The sequence below is a fragment of the Nocardioides sp. NPDC004968 genome (assembly GCF_040608935.1).
In the GTDB taxonomy this organism is placed as follows: Bacteria; Actinomycetota; Actinomycetes; order Propionibacteriales; family Nocardioidaceae; genus Nocardioides.
Window position 1 is genome coordinate 16461 of record NZ_JBEXJF010000003.1, and the last position, 14836, is coordinate 31296.

The following is a 14836-nucleotide window of genomic DNA, read 5'->3' on the forward strand; positions in this document are numbered from 1 at the left end:
AGCAACACCTTTCAGTACGAGTCAGTAAGAAAATCACACCAGGAGGAGCCCACAGTGGCTAAGGCGAAGTTCGAGCGGACGAAGCCGCACGTCAACATCGGCACCATCGGTCACATCGACCACGGTAAGACCACCCTTACCGCGGCGATCTCGAAGGTGCTGCACGCGAAGTACCCGGACCTGAACCCGGAGTTCGCGTTCGAGGACATCGACAAGGCCCCCGAGGAGCGCCAGCGGGGTATCACGATCTCGATCGCGCACATCGAGTACCAGACCGAGGTGCGCCACTACGCGCACGTCGACTGCCCCGGTCACGCGGACTACATCAAGAACATGATCACCGGTGCCGCGCAGATGGACGGCGCGATCCTCGTGGTCGCCGCCACCGACGGCCCGATGCCGCAGACCAAGGAGCACGTGCTCCTGGCCCGCCAGGTCGGCGTGCCGTCGATCGTCGTCGCGCTCAACAAGTGCGACATGGTCGACGACGAGGAGCTCATCGAGCTCGTCGAGATGGAGGTGCGCGAGCTCCTCAGCGAGTACGAGTTCCCGGGTGACGACCTGCCGGTCGTCCGCGTTGCCGCTTACCCCGCCCTGCAGGGCGAGCAGAAGTGGATGGACTCCGTCGCCGAGCTCATGCAGGCCGTCGACGACTACATCCCGACCCCGGCTCGCGAGACCGAGAAGCCGTTCCTGATGCCCGTTGAGGACGTCTTCACGATCACCGGTCGTGGCACCGTCATCACCGGTCGTATCGAGCGCGGCATCGTCAAGGTCGGTGAGGAGGTCGAGATCGTCGGCATCCGCGAGACCTCGCAGAAGTCGACCGTCACCGGCGTCGAGATGTTCCGCAAGCTGCTCGACGAGGGCCAGGCCGGCGAGAACGTCGGGCTGCTGCTCCGTGGCACCAAGCGCGAGGACGTCGAGCGCGGCATGGTTGTCATCAAGCCGGGCACCACGACCCCCCACACCAACTTCGAGGGCTCTGTCTACATCCTCTCGAAGGAGGAGGGTGGCCGTCACACCCCGTTCTTCAACAACTACCGTCCGCAGTTCTACTTCCGGACCACGGACGTGACCGGCGTTGTGACCCTCCCCGAGGGCACCGAGATGGTCATGCCGGGTGACAACACCGAGATGTCGGTCGAGCTCATCCAGCCCATCGCGATGGACGAGGGTCTGAAGTTCGCTATCCGTGAGGGCGGTCGCACCGTCGGCGCGGGTCGGGTCACGAAGATCATCAAGTGATCGTCTGATCCACAGTGAAGGGCCCCCGGAGCCGCAAGGCGAAGGGGGTCCTTTGCTGTGGTCAAGCGATCGAACGCGCGCTGACTCGGCGCGCCACGAGACCAAGGCAAGAGAAGTGACAGACCCAGACAACGGCGTACGACCCGCACGCCCCCACCAAAAGCTCCTGGACGACGGCCGCACAGTCCGCGAGGTCCTCACCTACACCCGACGCGGCAGCCGCTTGGACCCCAAGCAGCAGCGCGCCTGGGACGCGTACGCGGCGGAGTGGGTGATCCCGGACGAGGCGGTCGACGAGCCCGGGTTCTCGTTGGAGAGCTGGTTCGGTCGCAAGTCGCCCCTGATCGTCGACATCGGCGGTGGCGTGGGAGAGGCGACGGCGGTGCTGGCGGCCAACCGTCCCGAGGCCAACATCCTGGCGCTGGAGGTGTGGCGCCCCGGGGTCGCGGAGAGCCTCGCCCGGGTGGGCGCCGCGGGCGCGACGAACGTACGGTTCTGCAGCGTCGACGCGCTCTGGACGCTCGAGAACCTGGTCGAGCCGGGGTCGGTCAGCGAGATCTGGACGTTCTTCCCCGACCCGTGGCACAAGACCCGCCACCACAAGCGGCGCCTGGTGACGCCCACCAACGCGCGGATGATCGCGGAGCGGCTGGCGCCCGGCGGGATCTGGCGGCTGGCGACCGACTGGGTCGAGTACGCCGAGCAGATGGTCGAGGTCCTCGACGCCGAGCCGCTGCTGAGCGGTGGTGTCGTCGAGCGTTGGGGCGAGCGCCCGGTGACCAAGTTCGAGCGCAAGGGACTGGCCAAGGACCGGGTCATCACCGACCTGCTCTACCGACGTTGACCCGAACTACCCGTGTCGTGACTGATCTGTAGGCGCGGAACCGCGAAGATCAGCGGCATGAAGTTGTACGCCGACAGGCCCCCACGCCTCGCCGCCCAGCTGTTCGCCGACCTGCTGACGGTGGCGTGGATCGCCGGCTGGGTCCTTCTCGGCAGATTCGTTCACGAGATGGTCTCGGCGCTCGCCGTACCCGGCGAGAAGATGGACGACGCCGGCACCTCGCTCTCCGTGAAGCTGCTCGAGGCGGCCGGGAAGGTCGATGACCTGCCGCTGGTCAAGGACGGCATCGCCGTCCCGTTCGAGGGCGCCGCGAAGGCCGCCGACCAGCTCCGTGCGGCCGGGGAGGCGCAGGTCGAGGCCGTCTCCAGCATCGCGATCGGGCTGGCGATCGCGGTCGTGCTCATCCCGGTGCTGATGTGGCTGATGATCTACGTGCCTCTTCGGTGGCGGTACATCCGCAACGCGACCTCGACCCAGCGGTTCCTGGAGGCCGGCACCGCCGCCGATCTGGTGGCGCTGCGCGCGATGGCGACCCAGCCGCTGTACAAGCTGGTCAAGATCAGCGACGACCCGGTCAGGGCCTGGCGGGACGGCGACGCCGATGTGGTGGCGAGGCTGGCCGAGCTGGAGCTGAAGGCGGTCGGGCTCAGCGCCAAGCGCCTCAAGACGTCCTAGCGCGCGGTGAGCCGCGACCGGAGCTCCTCGTCGCGGGCGAGCCGGGCCGCGTCCCGATCGCGGCGGGTGGCGAGCACGGCAGCCAGATAGGCCTCTGGCGGGGTGCCCGGAGGTGGGCCAGGGGCGACGTACGTCTGCATGTGGGTCGCCAGACGCTCGGCGAGGGCGTGGCGGCGGACCGGGTCGGTGTAGGTGCCGACCTCGCCGGAGAGGAACCGTCGCACCGCCAGGGACAGGCCGACCGGGATGGTGGCAACGTCCGCCCTGGAGGCCCAGGCCGCGAGCCCCGGAGGCATCTGGATCGGAGCCGGGGGATGCAGCGGCACCCGCACGCGGATGGCGTACGTCCCGGCCGCGATGTCGCCCAGCCGCTTGCCGCGCGGGTGGATCATCGCGGTGAGGAATGCGGCGGCGCCGCTGGTGGCGTAGATCTCGACGACGCCGATCAGGGCGCGTACGAACGCATGGTGGAAGCTGATCGCCCCGCCGTCGTCGCGCACCGTACGGAGGCCGAGCGCGAGCTTGCCGAGCGAGCGGCCGCGGGTGAGCGTCTCGATGGCCGTCGGGAAGACCACGAGGACCGAAGCGGTGGCGGCGATGTAGGCGGCCCAGGCCAGGGCCTCGTCGGTCGCAGGAGCGGCGGTCATGAAGACGAACAGCGTCACGATCAGCAGCGCCATCACCACGATCACGTCGATGAGGCCCGACAGCAGCTTCATCCCCAGCCCGGCGGCCGGCAGATCGAGGGCGACCGCGTCCCCGGTGATCAGGTCGTCGTCGGTGAGCAGTTCCCGTTCTTGGGGGCGCTGCTCCTGGGGGCGTCGCTCGGGCGATTGCGGCGCGGAGGTCATGGCGGTCAGCGTACGCTGCGGGCGTGGATCTCGACGCGTATCTGGCCGCTACTGCCGCCGACCGGACCAGGCTCGAGCAGCTGCTGGCCGAGCGCCGGCTGAGCGGCGCGCAGGCCGACGAGCTGGTCGAGCTCTATCAGCGGGTGAGCACCCAGCTCTCGGTCGTACGAAGCAATGCCCCCGACCCGACGGCCGTCCAGCATCTCTCGGTGCTGCTGGCCGCTGCCCGCAACCGCACCACCGGCACCCGGACGAGCACCTGGTCGGGTTTCCTGCGGTTCTTCACGCATCGGTTCCCGGCCGCGCTCTACCGGCTGCGCTGGTGGTGGCTGGGGATGATGGCAGCCAACATCGTCGTCACCGGGGTGATGATCTGGTGGCTGCTGCGCCACCCGGAGGTCGAGCAGTCGTTGCTCGGACCGGAGCAGGTCAAGCAGCTGGTCGAGCACGACATCGAGGGCTACTACAGCGAGCACGCCGCCTCGTCGTTCGCCACCCAGGTCTGGGTCAACAACGTCTGGGTCTCGTTCATCTGCATCGCCCTGGGTGTGCTCGGGCTGCCGGTGATCTACTCGATGTTCCAGAACATCTCCAACCTGGCGATCCTCGGCACCCTGATGCACCGCCACGACCGCGGTGGCCTCTTCTGGGGCCTGATCCTTCCTCACGGGTTGCTGGAGCTGACCGCGGTCTTCGTCGCCGGCGCCGTCGGCCTGCGGATCTTCTGGTCCTGGATCGACCCCGGCTCGCTGACCCGCGGGCAGTCGATGGCCCGTGAGGGCCGCACCGCCGCCGGCATCGCCCTCGGTCTCATCGTCGTGCTCCTGATCTCCGGCATCATCGAAGCCTTCGTCACCCCCTCGCCCCTACCCACCTGGGCCCGCGTCGGCATCGGCATCCTCGCCGAGCTCGCCTTCTTCGCGTACGTCTTCATCGTCGGCCGTGCCGCCGCCTCCCACGGCGAGACTGGCGACATCGACGACCGCCTGCTCGAGGACCGCGTCGCCACCCAGGCTTAGAGCTGACCGGTGGCCTTGAGCTGCAGGTAGTGGTCGGCGAGAGCGGGCGGGAGGGACTCGGCGTCGGCGTCGACGACGTCGACGCCGAGGGTGCGGAGCATGGCGGCGGTGTGGTCGCGTCGGCGGAGGGTCTGTTCGGCGGCGGCCGCGGCGTACACGTCCTCGAGGGTGTCGCGGGAGGCGGCGGTGGCCTCGAGCTCGGGGTCGCGGACGGAAGCGATGACGACGCGGTGGTGCTGGGTCAGGACCGGAAGGACGGGGAGGAGCGACTCCTCGATCGCGTGCGGGTCGAGGGGAGTCAGCAGCACCACGAGGGCGCGGTGGCGGCCGAGGCCGGCGACCGCGCCGGCGAGGTTGGACCAGTCGGCCTCGGCGATGACCGGCTCGAGGTCGGCCATCGTCTCCTGCAGCCGCTGGGTGACGTCGCGCTGGCCGGCGAGCCGGACCCGGGAGCGTACGCGCAGGTCGCCGGCGATGAAGTCGATCCGATCGCCTGCCCGCGAGGCGATGGCGGCGAGCAGGAGCCCGGCATCCATCGCGGAGTCGAGCCGTGGCACTCCGCCGCCGGCGCCCTCGATCCGGCCGGCTGAGGTGCGGGAGGTGTCGAGCACCAGCACCACGCGCCGGTCCCGCTCCGGCTGCCAGGTGCGGACCACGACGGTGCGGGAGCGGGCGGTGGTGCGCCAGTCGATGGAGCGTACGTCGTCGCCGCGGACGTACTCCCGCAGCGAGTCGAACTCCGTCCCCTGCCCGCGCACACGGACCGCGGCCCGACCGTCGAGCTCGCGCAGACGCTGAAGCCGCGAGGGCAGGTGCTTGCGCGACTCGAAGGCGGGCAGCACCCGCACCGAGCCCTCCACCGGGAACGTGCGCTGCCGGGCGCCCAGACCCAGGGGCCCGTACGCCCTCACCGTCACGCCCAACGCCCGCAGATCTCCGCGGCGCCGCGGCTGCAGCGGCGTACGCAGCCGGGTGCTGTCGCCGCGACCGAGCCGGATCCGATGCCGGTTGTGACCGGCGCCGGCGGTGGGCTGCCAGGCATCGCGCACCAGCGCCCGGACGCCGCGGGCGGGGGAGCGGACCATCAGCTCCGACGTCGTCGACTCGCCCAGCCTGATCCCGCCGAGCGGGACCCTGCTGATCTCCAGGGTCGCCGGCTTGGGCGCCAGGAGCACGTCGAGGAGGACCAGCACCACCACGAGCAGGATCCACACCGCCGCCGTGCTCGCGGCCGGGCGTAGCACGACCGGGACGATGCCGGCCAGCATGAGCAGTGGGACGCGCCAGGTGATCGCCATCAGGGCCGCCTCGACACGGAAGAACTGACGTCTCGCGCCCAGAAACTGACGTCTCGCGCCCAGAAACTGACCTCTCGGCGCCAGAAACTGACTTCTCGGCGAGTCATCGGGGGACTGGGACGGCGCCGATGGCGGAGCTCAGGACCTGGGAGACCTGGACGCCCTCGAGCTCGGCCTCGGGGCGCAGGGCCAGGCGGTGGGCGAGGGTCGCGTGGGCGAGCGACTTCACGTCGTCGGGAGTCACGAAGTCGCGGCCCGCGAGCCAGGCCCAGGCACGCGCGGAGCGGAGCAGCGCGGTGGCGCCTCGCGGGGAGACCCCGGCCGACAGCGACGGGGACTCGCGCGTCGCCCGGGCGATGTCGACGATGTAGCCGGTGACCTCGGGGGAGACCTGGACCGTCGAGACGTGCTGCCGGGCGGCCTCGATGTCGGCGCCCGAGGCGACCGCGGTGACCCCGGCACCGGCGACGTCGCGCGGGTCGAAGCCGGAGGCGTGCCGGTTGAGGATCTGCACCTCGTCGGAACGCGAGGGCACCGGGAGGACGACCTTCAGCAGGAACCGGTCCAGCTGGGCCTCGGGGAGCGGGTAGACGCCCTCGTACTCGATCGGGTTCTGGGTCGCGGCCACCAGGAACGGGCGCGGCAGCGGGCGGGTGACCCCGTCGACGGAGACCTGGCCCTCCTCCATCGCCTCGAGCAGCGCCGACTGTGTCTTCGGCGGGGTGCGGTTGATCTCGTCGGCCAGGAGCAGGTTGGTGAAGACCGGCCCCTCGCGGAAGGTGAGCTCGCCGTGGGACGACTCGACCACCATCGACCCGGTGATGTCGCCGGGCATCAGATCGGGGGTGAACTGCACCCGCCGGGTCTCGACCGAGAGCGCCGCTGACAGCGACCGCACCAACAGAGTCTTGGCGGTGCCGGGTACGCCCTCCATGAGCACGTGGCCGCCGCACACCAGCGCGACCAGCAGCCCGGAGACCGCGGCGTCCTGCCCGACGACCGCCTTGGCGACCTCGGCCCGGACCGCGGTGAGCCGCTCCCGCGCGCCGTCGGGCGACACGTTGGCGATGGTCTCGGATTGGGTCATGGGTGTCGTACCTCTTCCTCAAGGGCCGCCAGCGCGTTGGCCAGCGTGATCAGGTCTTGGTCGTTCTCGATCGGGGCATCGGTGAGCAGCGCGGAGACCTCGAGATCGGATCGCTCAGTGCGCTGGACGACGGCGCGTACGACGGCCTCCGGGGTGGCATCGCGCCCCAGCCGAAGTCGCCGGGCGAGGCGGGTGCGGGCGGCCTGCCGCAGCGTCGATGCGGCGTGCGTGCGGTCACCGGAACGGCGGTAGAGCCGGCCCAGGCTGCGCGTCGTCTCCCCGGCCCGGACGTGGACCGGCAGCGGCTCGACCGCCAGCGGACCCAGCCGCCGCCCGCGCGCGATGGCGAAGGCGACGACCGCGAGCAGCAGGAGCCACAGGGCCGGATTGATCCAGCGTGGCAGCAACGAGCTGGGGGAGTGGGCCTCGTCGGGCGCGAGGTCCTCGAAGGAGGGGACGTACCAGACCAGATGATCGCTCTGGCCCATCAGCCGCAGCGCCACCGCCGCGTTGTCCGCTCGCAGGATCTGGTCGTTGGTCAGCACCTGCGGCGCACCCCAGACGGTGAGCCCCTCCGCGGGCGCCAGCACCGCGCCGCCCTCGTGCGGGAAGCAGGAGCCGGCGTCGTACGCGGTGACCGCATCGGCCTGGATGCTGAGCCCGTCCCAGCGCGGGTCGTCGCAGCCCGCCTCGACCTTCTCGGGCGTCTGGGCGACCGCATAGGGGATGCCGAGCATCGCCGACACGTAGGGGGCGGGCTCGGCCAGGATCAGGTCGGCGGCATCGTCGGTGCGCTCGCGCAGCCGGGCTGCGGTGTCCTCGCCGAGAGCGTCGGTGCCGGTCACGAAGACCGTCGTGTCCCGCCCGATCTCGGTGCTCTCCAGGCGCTTCGAGGAGCGGACGATCTCGACCTCGACACCGTGGTCCTCGAGCACCTCGACCAGCGCCCGGGTGCCGTCGGGGTCGGGGCTCTCGGGGTCATACGCGGCAAAGGACTCTCCGCCCTTCGGCGTCGCGATGTAGGCCAGCACGACCGCGATCACGAAGGCCAGCGCGACGATCAGAAGCGGCCGGTTCCGTCGGAACCAGCCCAATCGTCCGGCGGTCGAGCCCGGGCTCGCCGGGGCCTGCGTACTCATCGCGCCACCGCCAGCTCCTGCTCGAGAGCGAGTACGCCCTCGGCCTGCTCACGCGTGGCGGGATGGTCGCCGTAGAGCACCTCGTTGAACAGCTCCGCGGCCTGCCCGGCGCGGCCCTCGAGCGACATCTCCCGCTCCAGGCTCGCCGCGACCTCGGCAGCGGTCAGCCCAGGGTCCTCCGCGAGCCGGCCGCGCTCGACCTGTCGTCTGGCCAGTGCCCGGAACCCGTCGATCACCGCAGCGCCGTGGTCCCCCGAGGCGTACGCAGCCTCGGCCCGCGCCCGGAGCGCGGCCGCGGAGAGCGATGCGTCGGTGAGGACGTCGCCGTTGCGGTCGCGGGCGACCCGGGGGCTGCGCCGGGCCCGCGAGACCAGCAGGCCGATCCCGACCAGGAGCGCCGCGAAGACGACCATCGCGGCGACGGTCTGGGCCCAGGGCACGTCGCCGACCGACGGCAGGCCGTCGGACAGGGTGCGCTCGATCCAGCGCAGGATCCGCTCGATGAGGTCGAGGTCGTGGTACTCCGGCCCGGCCAGCTCGCGCCGGAGCCAGGAGCGACCCTCCTCGGGCGTCGGCGTCAGAGGAGGGTTCTGTTGGAGGAGGATCATCTGCTCAGCAGCCCGGCCTGCTCCATCAGCTCGACCTCGTAGGACTCCTTGCGGATGCGCTGGTCGAGATACTGCAGGTTGGTCACCGCGCCACTGAACGGGGTCACGATCGCTGCGGAGACCACGGTGGAGACGGCGCTGCCGGCGATGGTCGCGAGGAAGTAGAGGTCGGGCTGGACGATGCCCACGACGCTGGCGACCAGGCTGATCGGGAAGGCGACGATCTGGGAGGCGAAGCCGACGATGATGGCGGCCAGCAGCCAGATCCCGAAGAGCCGCCAGAACTGTCTCGCCGACAGCTGCCAGGCCCGCCCGATGGCACCGAAGACGCCGGTGCGCTCGAGCATCAGTGCCGGCACCGCGAGCAGGTAGAGCCGCACCGTCATGAAGAGGGCGGCCACGATCAGCAGCAGGAACATCAGGATGCCGACCAGGATGGCGGGGACGGGACTGTCGACGACGAGCGCGAGCATCACCACGGGAGTCGTCGCGACCGCCAGGAGCAGGGTGAAGGCCACCCCGCTCAGCAGTGCCAGCCCGATCAGCCGCCAGCGGCTGCCGTGGGTCGCCGCCCACGCCTGGCCGAGGGTGAGCTTGCGGCCGATCGCGGCGGCATGGGCGACGTGGGAGATCATCCCGGCCACCAGGATCGCGCCGATCGCCTGCAGGATCGAGCCGAGGAAGAAGGAGCCGAAGGCCACCAGCATGCCGATCACCTCGGAGCCGCCGGGCGAGTAGGCGGGGTCCTCGATGCTGGCCCCGAACCACTCCAGGCTGTCGCCGGTGAAGGTCATCGCCGCGGTCACGCCCAGCGGGATGGCCATCGCGACCGCCGCCACGAGGACCGAGGCGCCGACCGTGGCGCCGGGGTTGAAGCGTACGAGCCGGAAGGCGCCGTCGAGCATGTCGCCGAGGCCCAGTGGGCGCAGCGGGATCGCTCCCGGCTTGTGGGCGGGTGGCAGCGGTTGGGCCCACCCCGGTTGCACCGGTTGGGCGTGCACCGGTTGGGCCTGCACCGGCTGGCCGGGCGGGGGTGGGGTCGACGGGTTCGCCGCGCCCTGCTGAGGTTGCTCACCCGGTGGGGGTGGCCACACTCCTGACATCTGGATGCTCCTCGTCGCGACGACCGGCGAACTCGCTCGGTTGGGGGCATCCTCTCAGAGCGACCCAGACGACATCGTTGATTTGGAGCCACCTGCGTACGCGTGACAAGATTCTCTGGTTGCTCCAGTGAACTGTTCGCTGGGGTGCGCACACCTTGACTACTGAATCGCGTCACCTGAGCAGGCTGATCAGCCTGTCCGGATGTGGTCTGTGGTCGCCGTGTGCCCATCCCGAAGGCGTGGTTCCAGTGAAGCTGATGGTGAAAGTCCCGTCGAGAAGTCCGGCGACGCTTGTTGGAAAATAAGCGACACGCCCGACCGCGGGGGTCGGAGCCAGAGGTGAGCAACCGGGCCGACTCAGCCGGAGGAAGCCTGTAGCACGCGGCACGCTGACCAAGAAGGACGAGAGAGACAGATGGCGGGACAGAAGATCCGCATCAGGCTCAAGGCCTATGACCACGAGGTGATCGACACCTCGGCGCGAAAGATCGTGGACACGGTCACCCGTACGGGTGCCAAGGTCGCCGGCCCGGTGCCGCTGCCGACCGAGAAGAACGTGTACTGCGTCATCCGCTCGCCCCACAAGTACAAGGACTCGCGCGAGCACTTCGAGATGCGCACCCACAAGCGCCTCATCGACATCATCGACCCGACCCCGAAGACTGTTGACTCCCTCATGCGGCTCGACCTGCCTGCTGGTGTCGACATCGAGATCAAGCTCTGAGGTTGACGACATGACGATCGAACGCAACGTGAAGGGTCTCCTGGGCACCAAGCTCGGCATGACCCAGCTGTGGGACGAGAACAACGTCGTCGTCCCCGTGACCGTCATCGCGGCGAACACCAACGTCGTGACCCAGGTCCGCACCCCCGAGGCTGACGGCTACAACGCCGTGCAGATCGGCTACGGCGAGATCGACGGCCGCAAGGTGAACAAGCCGGGCGCCGGCCAGTTCGAGAAGGCCGGCACCACGCCGCGCCGCCACCTGGCCGAGATCCGCACCGCCGACGCCGCGACGTACTCCGCCGGCCAGGAGCTCCCCGTCGACACCTTCGCCATCGGCGAGGAGATCGACGTGACGGGCACCTCGAAGGGCAAGGGTTTCGCTGGTGTCATGAAGCGTCACGGCTTCCACGGTGTCGGTGCCTCCCACGGTGCCCACCGCAACCACCGCAAGCCGGGATCGATCGGCGCTTGCGCCACCCCGGGTCGCGTGTTCAAGGGCGTCCGCATGGCCGGTCACATGGGTACTGACACCGTCACCACCCAGAACCTGACCGTGCACGCCGTCGACACCGAGAAGGGCCTCATCCTGGTCAAGGGCGCCATTCCTGGCCCCAAGGGTGGCCTCGTGGTCCTCCGCTCGGCTGCTAAGAAGCTGGAGGCCTGATCATGGCTATCAAGACTGTCAAGGTCGACTTCCCGGCTGAGATCTTCGATGTTGAGGTCAACATCCCGCTGATCCACCAGGTCGTCGTCGCGCAGCAGGCCGCTGCGCGCCAGGGCACGCACTCCACCAAGACCCGCGGCGAGGTCCGCGGCGGTGGACGCAAGCCCTACAAGCAGAAGGGCACCGGTCGCGCCCGTCAGGGTTCGACCCGCGCGCCGCAGTTCGCCGGTGGTGGCACCGTCCACGGCCCGCAGCCGCGTGACTACAGCCAGCGCACCCCCAAGAAGATGAAGGCTGCCGCCCTCCGCGGTGCCCTCTCCGACCGGGCTCGTGCCGGCCAGATCCACGTGGCCGAGTTCACCCTCGAGGCGCCCTCCACCAAGACCGCGCTGACCGCCCTCAAGGCGATCTCGGACGTCAAGCGTTACCTCGTCGTCCTGGACCGCTCCGAGTCCGTCGCCGCACTGAGCCTGCGCAACGCCCCTGAGGTGCACCTGCTCTGGGCCGACCAGCTCAACACCTACGACGTCCTCGTCTCCGACGACGTTGTCTTCTCCAAGCCGGCCTTCGAGGTCTTCATCTCGGACAAGCCGGTCGTCGCCGCCAAGGAGACCGTCACCATCGGTGAGGTCGAGAAGGACGCGATCAAGGAGGCTGCCGTCGAGCCCGCCAAGGAGATCGACCTCCCCGAGGGCGCTGTCGCGCCGCTCGAGGACGGCTCGGCCCCCGAGGGCTTCGACATCAAGGGCAACGTCAAGGGCAAGGACAAGAAGTTCCACGCCCCGGGCGGCCGTTGGTACGAGTCCACCAAGGCGGAGTTCTACTTCAAGTCCGCCGAGGACGCTATCGCGGCTGGTTTCGTTGAGGCCGGCAAGAAGAAGGAGGCCGACAAGTGAGCACGCTGCACTACGACCCCCGCGACATCCTGATCGCGCCGGTGGTCTCCGAGAAGAGCTACGGCCTCCTCGACCAGAACAAGTACACCTTCATCGTTCGCCCCGACGCGAACAAGACCGAGATCAAGATCGCGGTCGAGAAGGTGTTCGACGTCAAGGTGACCTCGGTCAACACGATCAACCGCAAGGGCAAGGCCCGTCGTACTCGTTACGGCCTGGGCAAGCGCCCCGACACCAAGCGCGCGATCGTCTCCCTGGCTGAGGGCGACCGCATCGACATCTTCGGCGCGTGAGAAGGACTGACTGAACATGGCTATTCGTAAGTACAAGCCGACTACCCCGGGCCGTCGTGGCTCGTCGGTGGCCGACTTCGCCGAGATCACTCGGACCACGCCGGAGAAGTCCCTGACGGTTCCGCTGCCCAAGAACGGTGGCCGCAACAACCAGGGTCGGATCACCACCCGGCACAAGGGTGGCGGTCACAAGCGTGCGTACCGGATCATCGACTTCCGTCGCTACGACAAGGACGGCGTGCCGGCCAAGGTCGCTCACATCGAGTACGACCCGAACCGCACCGCCCGCATCGCCCTGCTGCACTACTTCGACGGCGAGAAGCGCTACATCCTCGCGCCCGTCGGCGTCAGCCAGGGCACCGTCGTGGAGTCCGGTCCCACCGCCGACATCAAGCCCGGCAACAACCTCCCGCTGCGCAACATCCCGGTTGGTACCACCATCCACAATGTTGAGCTGCGTCCCGGTGGCGGCGCGAAGATCGCCCGCTCCGCCGGCATGAGCGCCCAGCTGGTCGCTCGTGAGGGCTCCAAGGCCACGCTCCGCATGCCTTCGGGTGAGATGCGCTTCGTCGACGTGCGCTGCCGCGCCACCGTCGGCCAGGTCGGCAACGCCGAGCAGTCCAACATCAACTGGGGTAAGGCCGGCCGTATGCGGTGGAAGGGCGTTCGCCCGACCGTCCGCGGTGTCGTCATGAACCCGGTCGACCACCCGCACGGTGGTGGTGAGGGTAAGACCTCCGGTGGCCGTCACCCGGTCAGCCCCTGGGGTAAGCCCGAGGGCCGTACGCGTAAGCGCAAGGCCTCTGACTCGCAGATCATCCGCCGCCGTAAGAGCGGGAAGGGTAGGAAGTAAGCAATGCCTCGCAGCCTGAAGAAGGGCCCCTTCATCGACGATCACCTTCAGAAGAAGGTCGACGCCGAGAACGAGAAGGGGACTCACAACGTGATCAAGACCTGGTCGCGCCGCTCGATGATCGTGCCCGAGATGATCGGTCACACCATCGCGGTGCACGACGGTCGCAAGCACGTCCCGGTCTTCGTGTCCGACTCGATGGTCGGTCACAAGCTGGGCGAGTTCGCCCCGACCCGCACGTTCAAGGGTCACATCAAGGACGACCGGAAGGGACGCCGTCGATGACCACCACCGAACGGCAGCGCATCAGCGCCCGCCGCGACTCCCTGCTCGGCGACCAGCCGGGTGCCTTCGCGAGTGCCCGCTTCGTGCGGATCACCCCGCTGAAGGCACGCCGCGTCGTCGACCTGGTCCGCGGCCTGCCCGTCGACGAGGCTCTGTCCCTGCTGCAGTTCGCGCCGCAGGCAGCCTCCGAGACTGTTTACAAGGTTCTCGAGAGCGCCATCGCCAACGCGGTGTCGACCGAGGGTCTGGACCGTGACGACCTCGTCGTCTCGGTCGCCATGGTCGACGAAGGTCCGACCATGAAGCGCTGGCGTCCCCGCGCCCAGGGTCGTGCGACCCGCATCAACAAGCGGACCTCGCACATCACCCTGGTCGTGCAGCCGGCCGACGTCGTCGAGAAGGGCGGTAAGAAGTAATGGGTCAGAAGATCAACCCGAACGGCTTCCGCCTGGGCATCTCGACCGACCACAAGTCGCGTTGGTACGCCGACAAGCAGTACAAGGAGTACGTCGGCGAGGACGTCAAGATCCGCAAGCTGCTCAGCAAGGGCATGGAGCGGGCCGGCATCTCCAAGGTCGAGATCGAGCGCACCCGTGACCGCGTCCGTGTGGACATCCACACCGCGCGTCCCGGCATCGTCATCGGTCGCCGCGGCGCCGAGGCCGACCGCCTCCGTACCGAGCTGGAGAAGCTCACCGGCAAGCAGGTCCAGCTGAACATCCTCGAGGTCAAGAACCCCGAGGTCGACGCTCAGCTGGTCGCCCAGGGTGTCGCCGAGCAGCTCAGCGGTCGCGTGCAGTTCCGTCGCGCGATGCGTAAGGCCATGCAGACCACCATGCGCTCCGGTGCCAAGGGCATCCGGATCCAGTGCTCGGGTCGTCTGAACGGTGCTGAGATGTCGCGTACCGAGTTCTACCGCGAGGGTCGCGTGCCGCTGCACACCCTTCGCGCGGACATCGACTACGGCTTCTACGAGGCCCGTACGACCTTCGGCCGCATCGGCGTGAAGGTCTGGATCTACAAGGGCGAGGTCTCCGGATCGCGCGCCGAGCGTCAGGCCGCCCAGGCCGCCCGTGCGGGCGTCCCGGGTCGCGGTGGCAACGACCGTCGCGGTGGCCGCGGCGACCGTCCGTCGCGTGGCTCCCGTGGTGACCGCCCGAACCGCGCTGACCGCGCGGCGAAGACTGAGGCGCCGGCTGCCGCTGAGGCTCCCGCCGCCGAGACCACGTCCCAGGAGGGCTGACCC

General features: G+C 69.2%; 18 protein-coding genes. 12 read left to right on the forward strand and 6 right to left on the reverse strand.

Features of this window, described 5'->3' with window-relative positions; genetic code table 11:
* Nucleotides 1-54: 54 nt before the first annotated feature.
* The 3 genes from tuf to ABZU72_RS04715 all read left to right on the forward strand — a co-directional run bounded on the left by tuf (nt 55) and on the right by ABZU72_RS04715 (nt 2767).
* Entirely contained in the window at nt 55-1248 is a 1194-nt protein-coding gene (gene tuf, locus ABZU72_RS04705; RefSeq protein WP_355017741.1) for an elongation factor Tu, read from the forward strand.
* Nucleotides 1249-1363: 115 nt separating this feature from the next.
* Nucleotides 1364-2092 carry a tRNA (guanosine(46)-N7)-methyltransferase TrmB gene (trmB, locus tag ABZU72_RS04710; RefSeq protein WP_355017742.1) on the forward strand — a complete coding sequence of 243 codons (729 nt, stop codon included), beginning with the start codon at nt 1364-1366 and terminating at the stop codon, nt 2090-2092.
* A 57-nt stretch (nt 2093-2149) separates the two neighbouring features.
* A complete protein-coding gene (locus ABZU72_RS04715) occupies nt 2150-2767 on the forward strand; it encodes a hypothetical protein (RefSeq protein ID WP_355017743.1) in 618 nt (205 codons plus the stop codon).
* Here ABZU72_RS04715 and ABZU72_RS04720 read toward each other — a convergent pair.
* Entirely contained in the window at nt 2764-3618 is an 855-nt protein-coding gene (locus ABZU72_RS04720; protein WP_355017744.1) for an RDD family protein, read from the reverse strand. The two genes, ABZU72_RS04715 and ABZU72_RS04720, sit on opposite strands and share 4 nt — an antisense overlap.
* A gap of 23 nt (nt 3619-3641) precedes the next feature.
* Between ABZU72_RS04720 and ABZU72_RS04725 the strand changes: the two genes are divergently transcribed.
* Nucleotides 3642-4637, forward strand: coding sequence for a stage II sporulation protein M (locus tag ABZU72_RS04725; RefSeq protein ID WP_355017745.1), 996 nt, complete (start codon nt 3642-3644; stop codon nt 4635-4637).
* On the opposite strand, the gene ABZU72_RS04730 is transcribed toward ABZU72_RS04725, so the two are convergent.
* The 5 genes from ABZU72_RS04730 to ABZU72_RS04750 all read right to left on the reverse strand — a co-directional run bounded on the left by ABZU72_RS04730 (nt 4634) and on the right by ABZU72_RS04750 (nt 9872).
* On the reverse strand, nt 4634-5935 hold the full coding sequence (locus ABZU72_RS04730) for a DUF58 domain-containing protein (RefSeq protein WP_355017746.1): 1302 nt from the start codon (nt 5933-5935) through the stop codon (nt 4634-4636). The genes ABZU72_RS04725 and ABZU72_RS04730 overlap by 4 nt on opposite strands.
* A gap of 103 nt (nt 5936-6038) precedes the next feature.
* Nucleotides 6039-7022, reverse strand: a complete 984-nt coding sequence (locus ABZU72_RS04735; RefSeq protein WP_350660676.1) for a MoxR family ATPase — start codon at nt 7020-7022, stop codon at nt 6039-6041.
* Nucleotides 7019-8161: a DUF4350 domain-containing protein gene (locus tag ABZU72_RS04740; protein ID WP_355017747.1), complete on the reverse strand. Its 1143-nt coding sequence runs from the start codon at nt 8159-8161 to the stop codon at nt 7019-7021. The genes ABZU72_RS04735 and ABZU72_RS04740 overlap by 4 nt, the downstream gene beginning before the upstream one ends.
* Complete coding sequence (locus ABZU72_RS04745) at nt 8158-8769, reverse strand: DUF4129 domain-containing protein (protein WP_355017748.1); 612 nt, start codon at nt 8767-8769, stop codon at nt 8158-8160. The genes ABZU72_RS04740 and ABZU72_RS04745 overlap by 4 nt, the downstream gene beginning before the upstream one ends.
* Complete coding sequence (locus ABZU72_RS04750; protein ID WP_355017749.1) at nt 8766-9872, reverse strand: hypothetical protein; 1107 nt, start codon at nt 9870-9872, stop codon at nt 8766-8768. Before ABZU72_RS04750 ends, ABZU72_RS04745 begins: the two co-directional genes overlap by 4 nt.
* Nucleotides 9873-10287: 415 nt before the next feature.
* Here ABZU72_RS04750 and rpsJ point away from each other — a divergent pair, with 415 nt between their 5' ends.
* The 8 genes from rpsJ to rpsC are packed head-to-tail and all read left to right on the forward strand — an operon-like array spanning nt 10288 to nt 14833.
* Complete coding sequence (gene rpsJ, locus ABZU72_RS04755; RefSeq protein ID WP_008360994.1) at nt 10288-10596, forward strand: 30S ribosomal protein S10; 309 nt, start codon at nt 10288-10290, stop codon at nt 10594-10596.
* Between the two features lie 10 nt (nt 10597-10606).
* Nucleotides 10607-11263, forward strand: coding sequence for a 50S ribosomal protein L3 (gene rplC / locus ABZU72_RS04760; protein ID WP_355017750.1), 657 nt, complete (start codon nt 10607-10609; stop codon nt 11261-11263).
* 2 nt (nt 11264-11265) lie between these two features.
* Nucleotides 11266-12159, forward strand: a complete 894-nt coding sequence (gene rplD, locus ABZU72_RS04765; protein WP_355017751.1) for a 50S ribosomal protein L4 — start codon at nt 11266-11268, stop codon at nt 12157-12159.
* Nucleotides 12156-12452: a 50S ribosomal protein L23 gene (gene rplW / locus ABZU72_RS04770; RefSeq protein ID WP_008360999.1), complete on the forward strand. Its 297-nt coding sequence runs from the start codon at nt 12156-12158 to the stop codon at nt 12450-12452. Before rplD ends, rplW begins: the two co-directional genes overlap by 4 nt.
* Before the next feature lie 16 nt (nt 12453-12468).
* The gene (gene rplB, locus ABZU72_RS04775; RefSeq protein WP_355017752.1) at nt 12469-13305 is read left to right on the forward strand and encodes a 50S ribosomal protein L2; all 837 of its coding nucleotides are present in this window, start codon (nt 12469-12471) and stop codon (nt 13303-13305) included.
* 3 nt (nt 13306-13308) lie between these two features.
* Entirely contained in the window at nt 13309-13590 is a 282-nt protein-coding gene (gene rpsS / locus ABZU72_RS04780; RefSeq protein WP_008361004.1) for a 30S ribosomal protein S19, read from the forward strand.
* Nucleotides 13587-14006: a 50S ribosomal protein L22 gene (rplV, locus tag ABZU72_RS04785; RefSeq protein WP_091052384.1), complete on the forward strand. Its 420-nt coding sequence runs from the start codon at nt 13587-13589 to the stop codon at nt 14004-14006. The genes rpsS and rplV overlap by 4 nt, the downstream gene beginning before the upstream one ends.
* Nucleotides 14006-14833: a 30S ribosomal protein S3 gene (rpsC, locus tag ABZU72_RS04790; RefSeq protein ID WP_355017753.1), complete on the forward strand. Its 828-nt coding sequence runs from the start codon at nt 14006-14008 to the stop codon at nt 14831-14833. Before rplV ends, rpsC begins: the two co-directional genes overlap by 1 nt.
* The last annotated feature ends 3 nt before the right edge of the window (nt 14834-14836 follow it).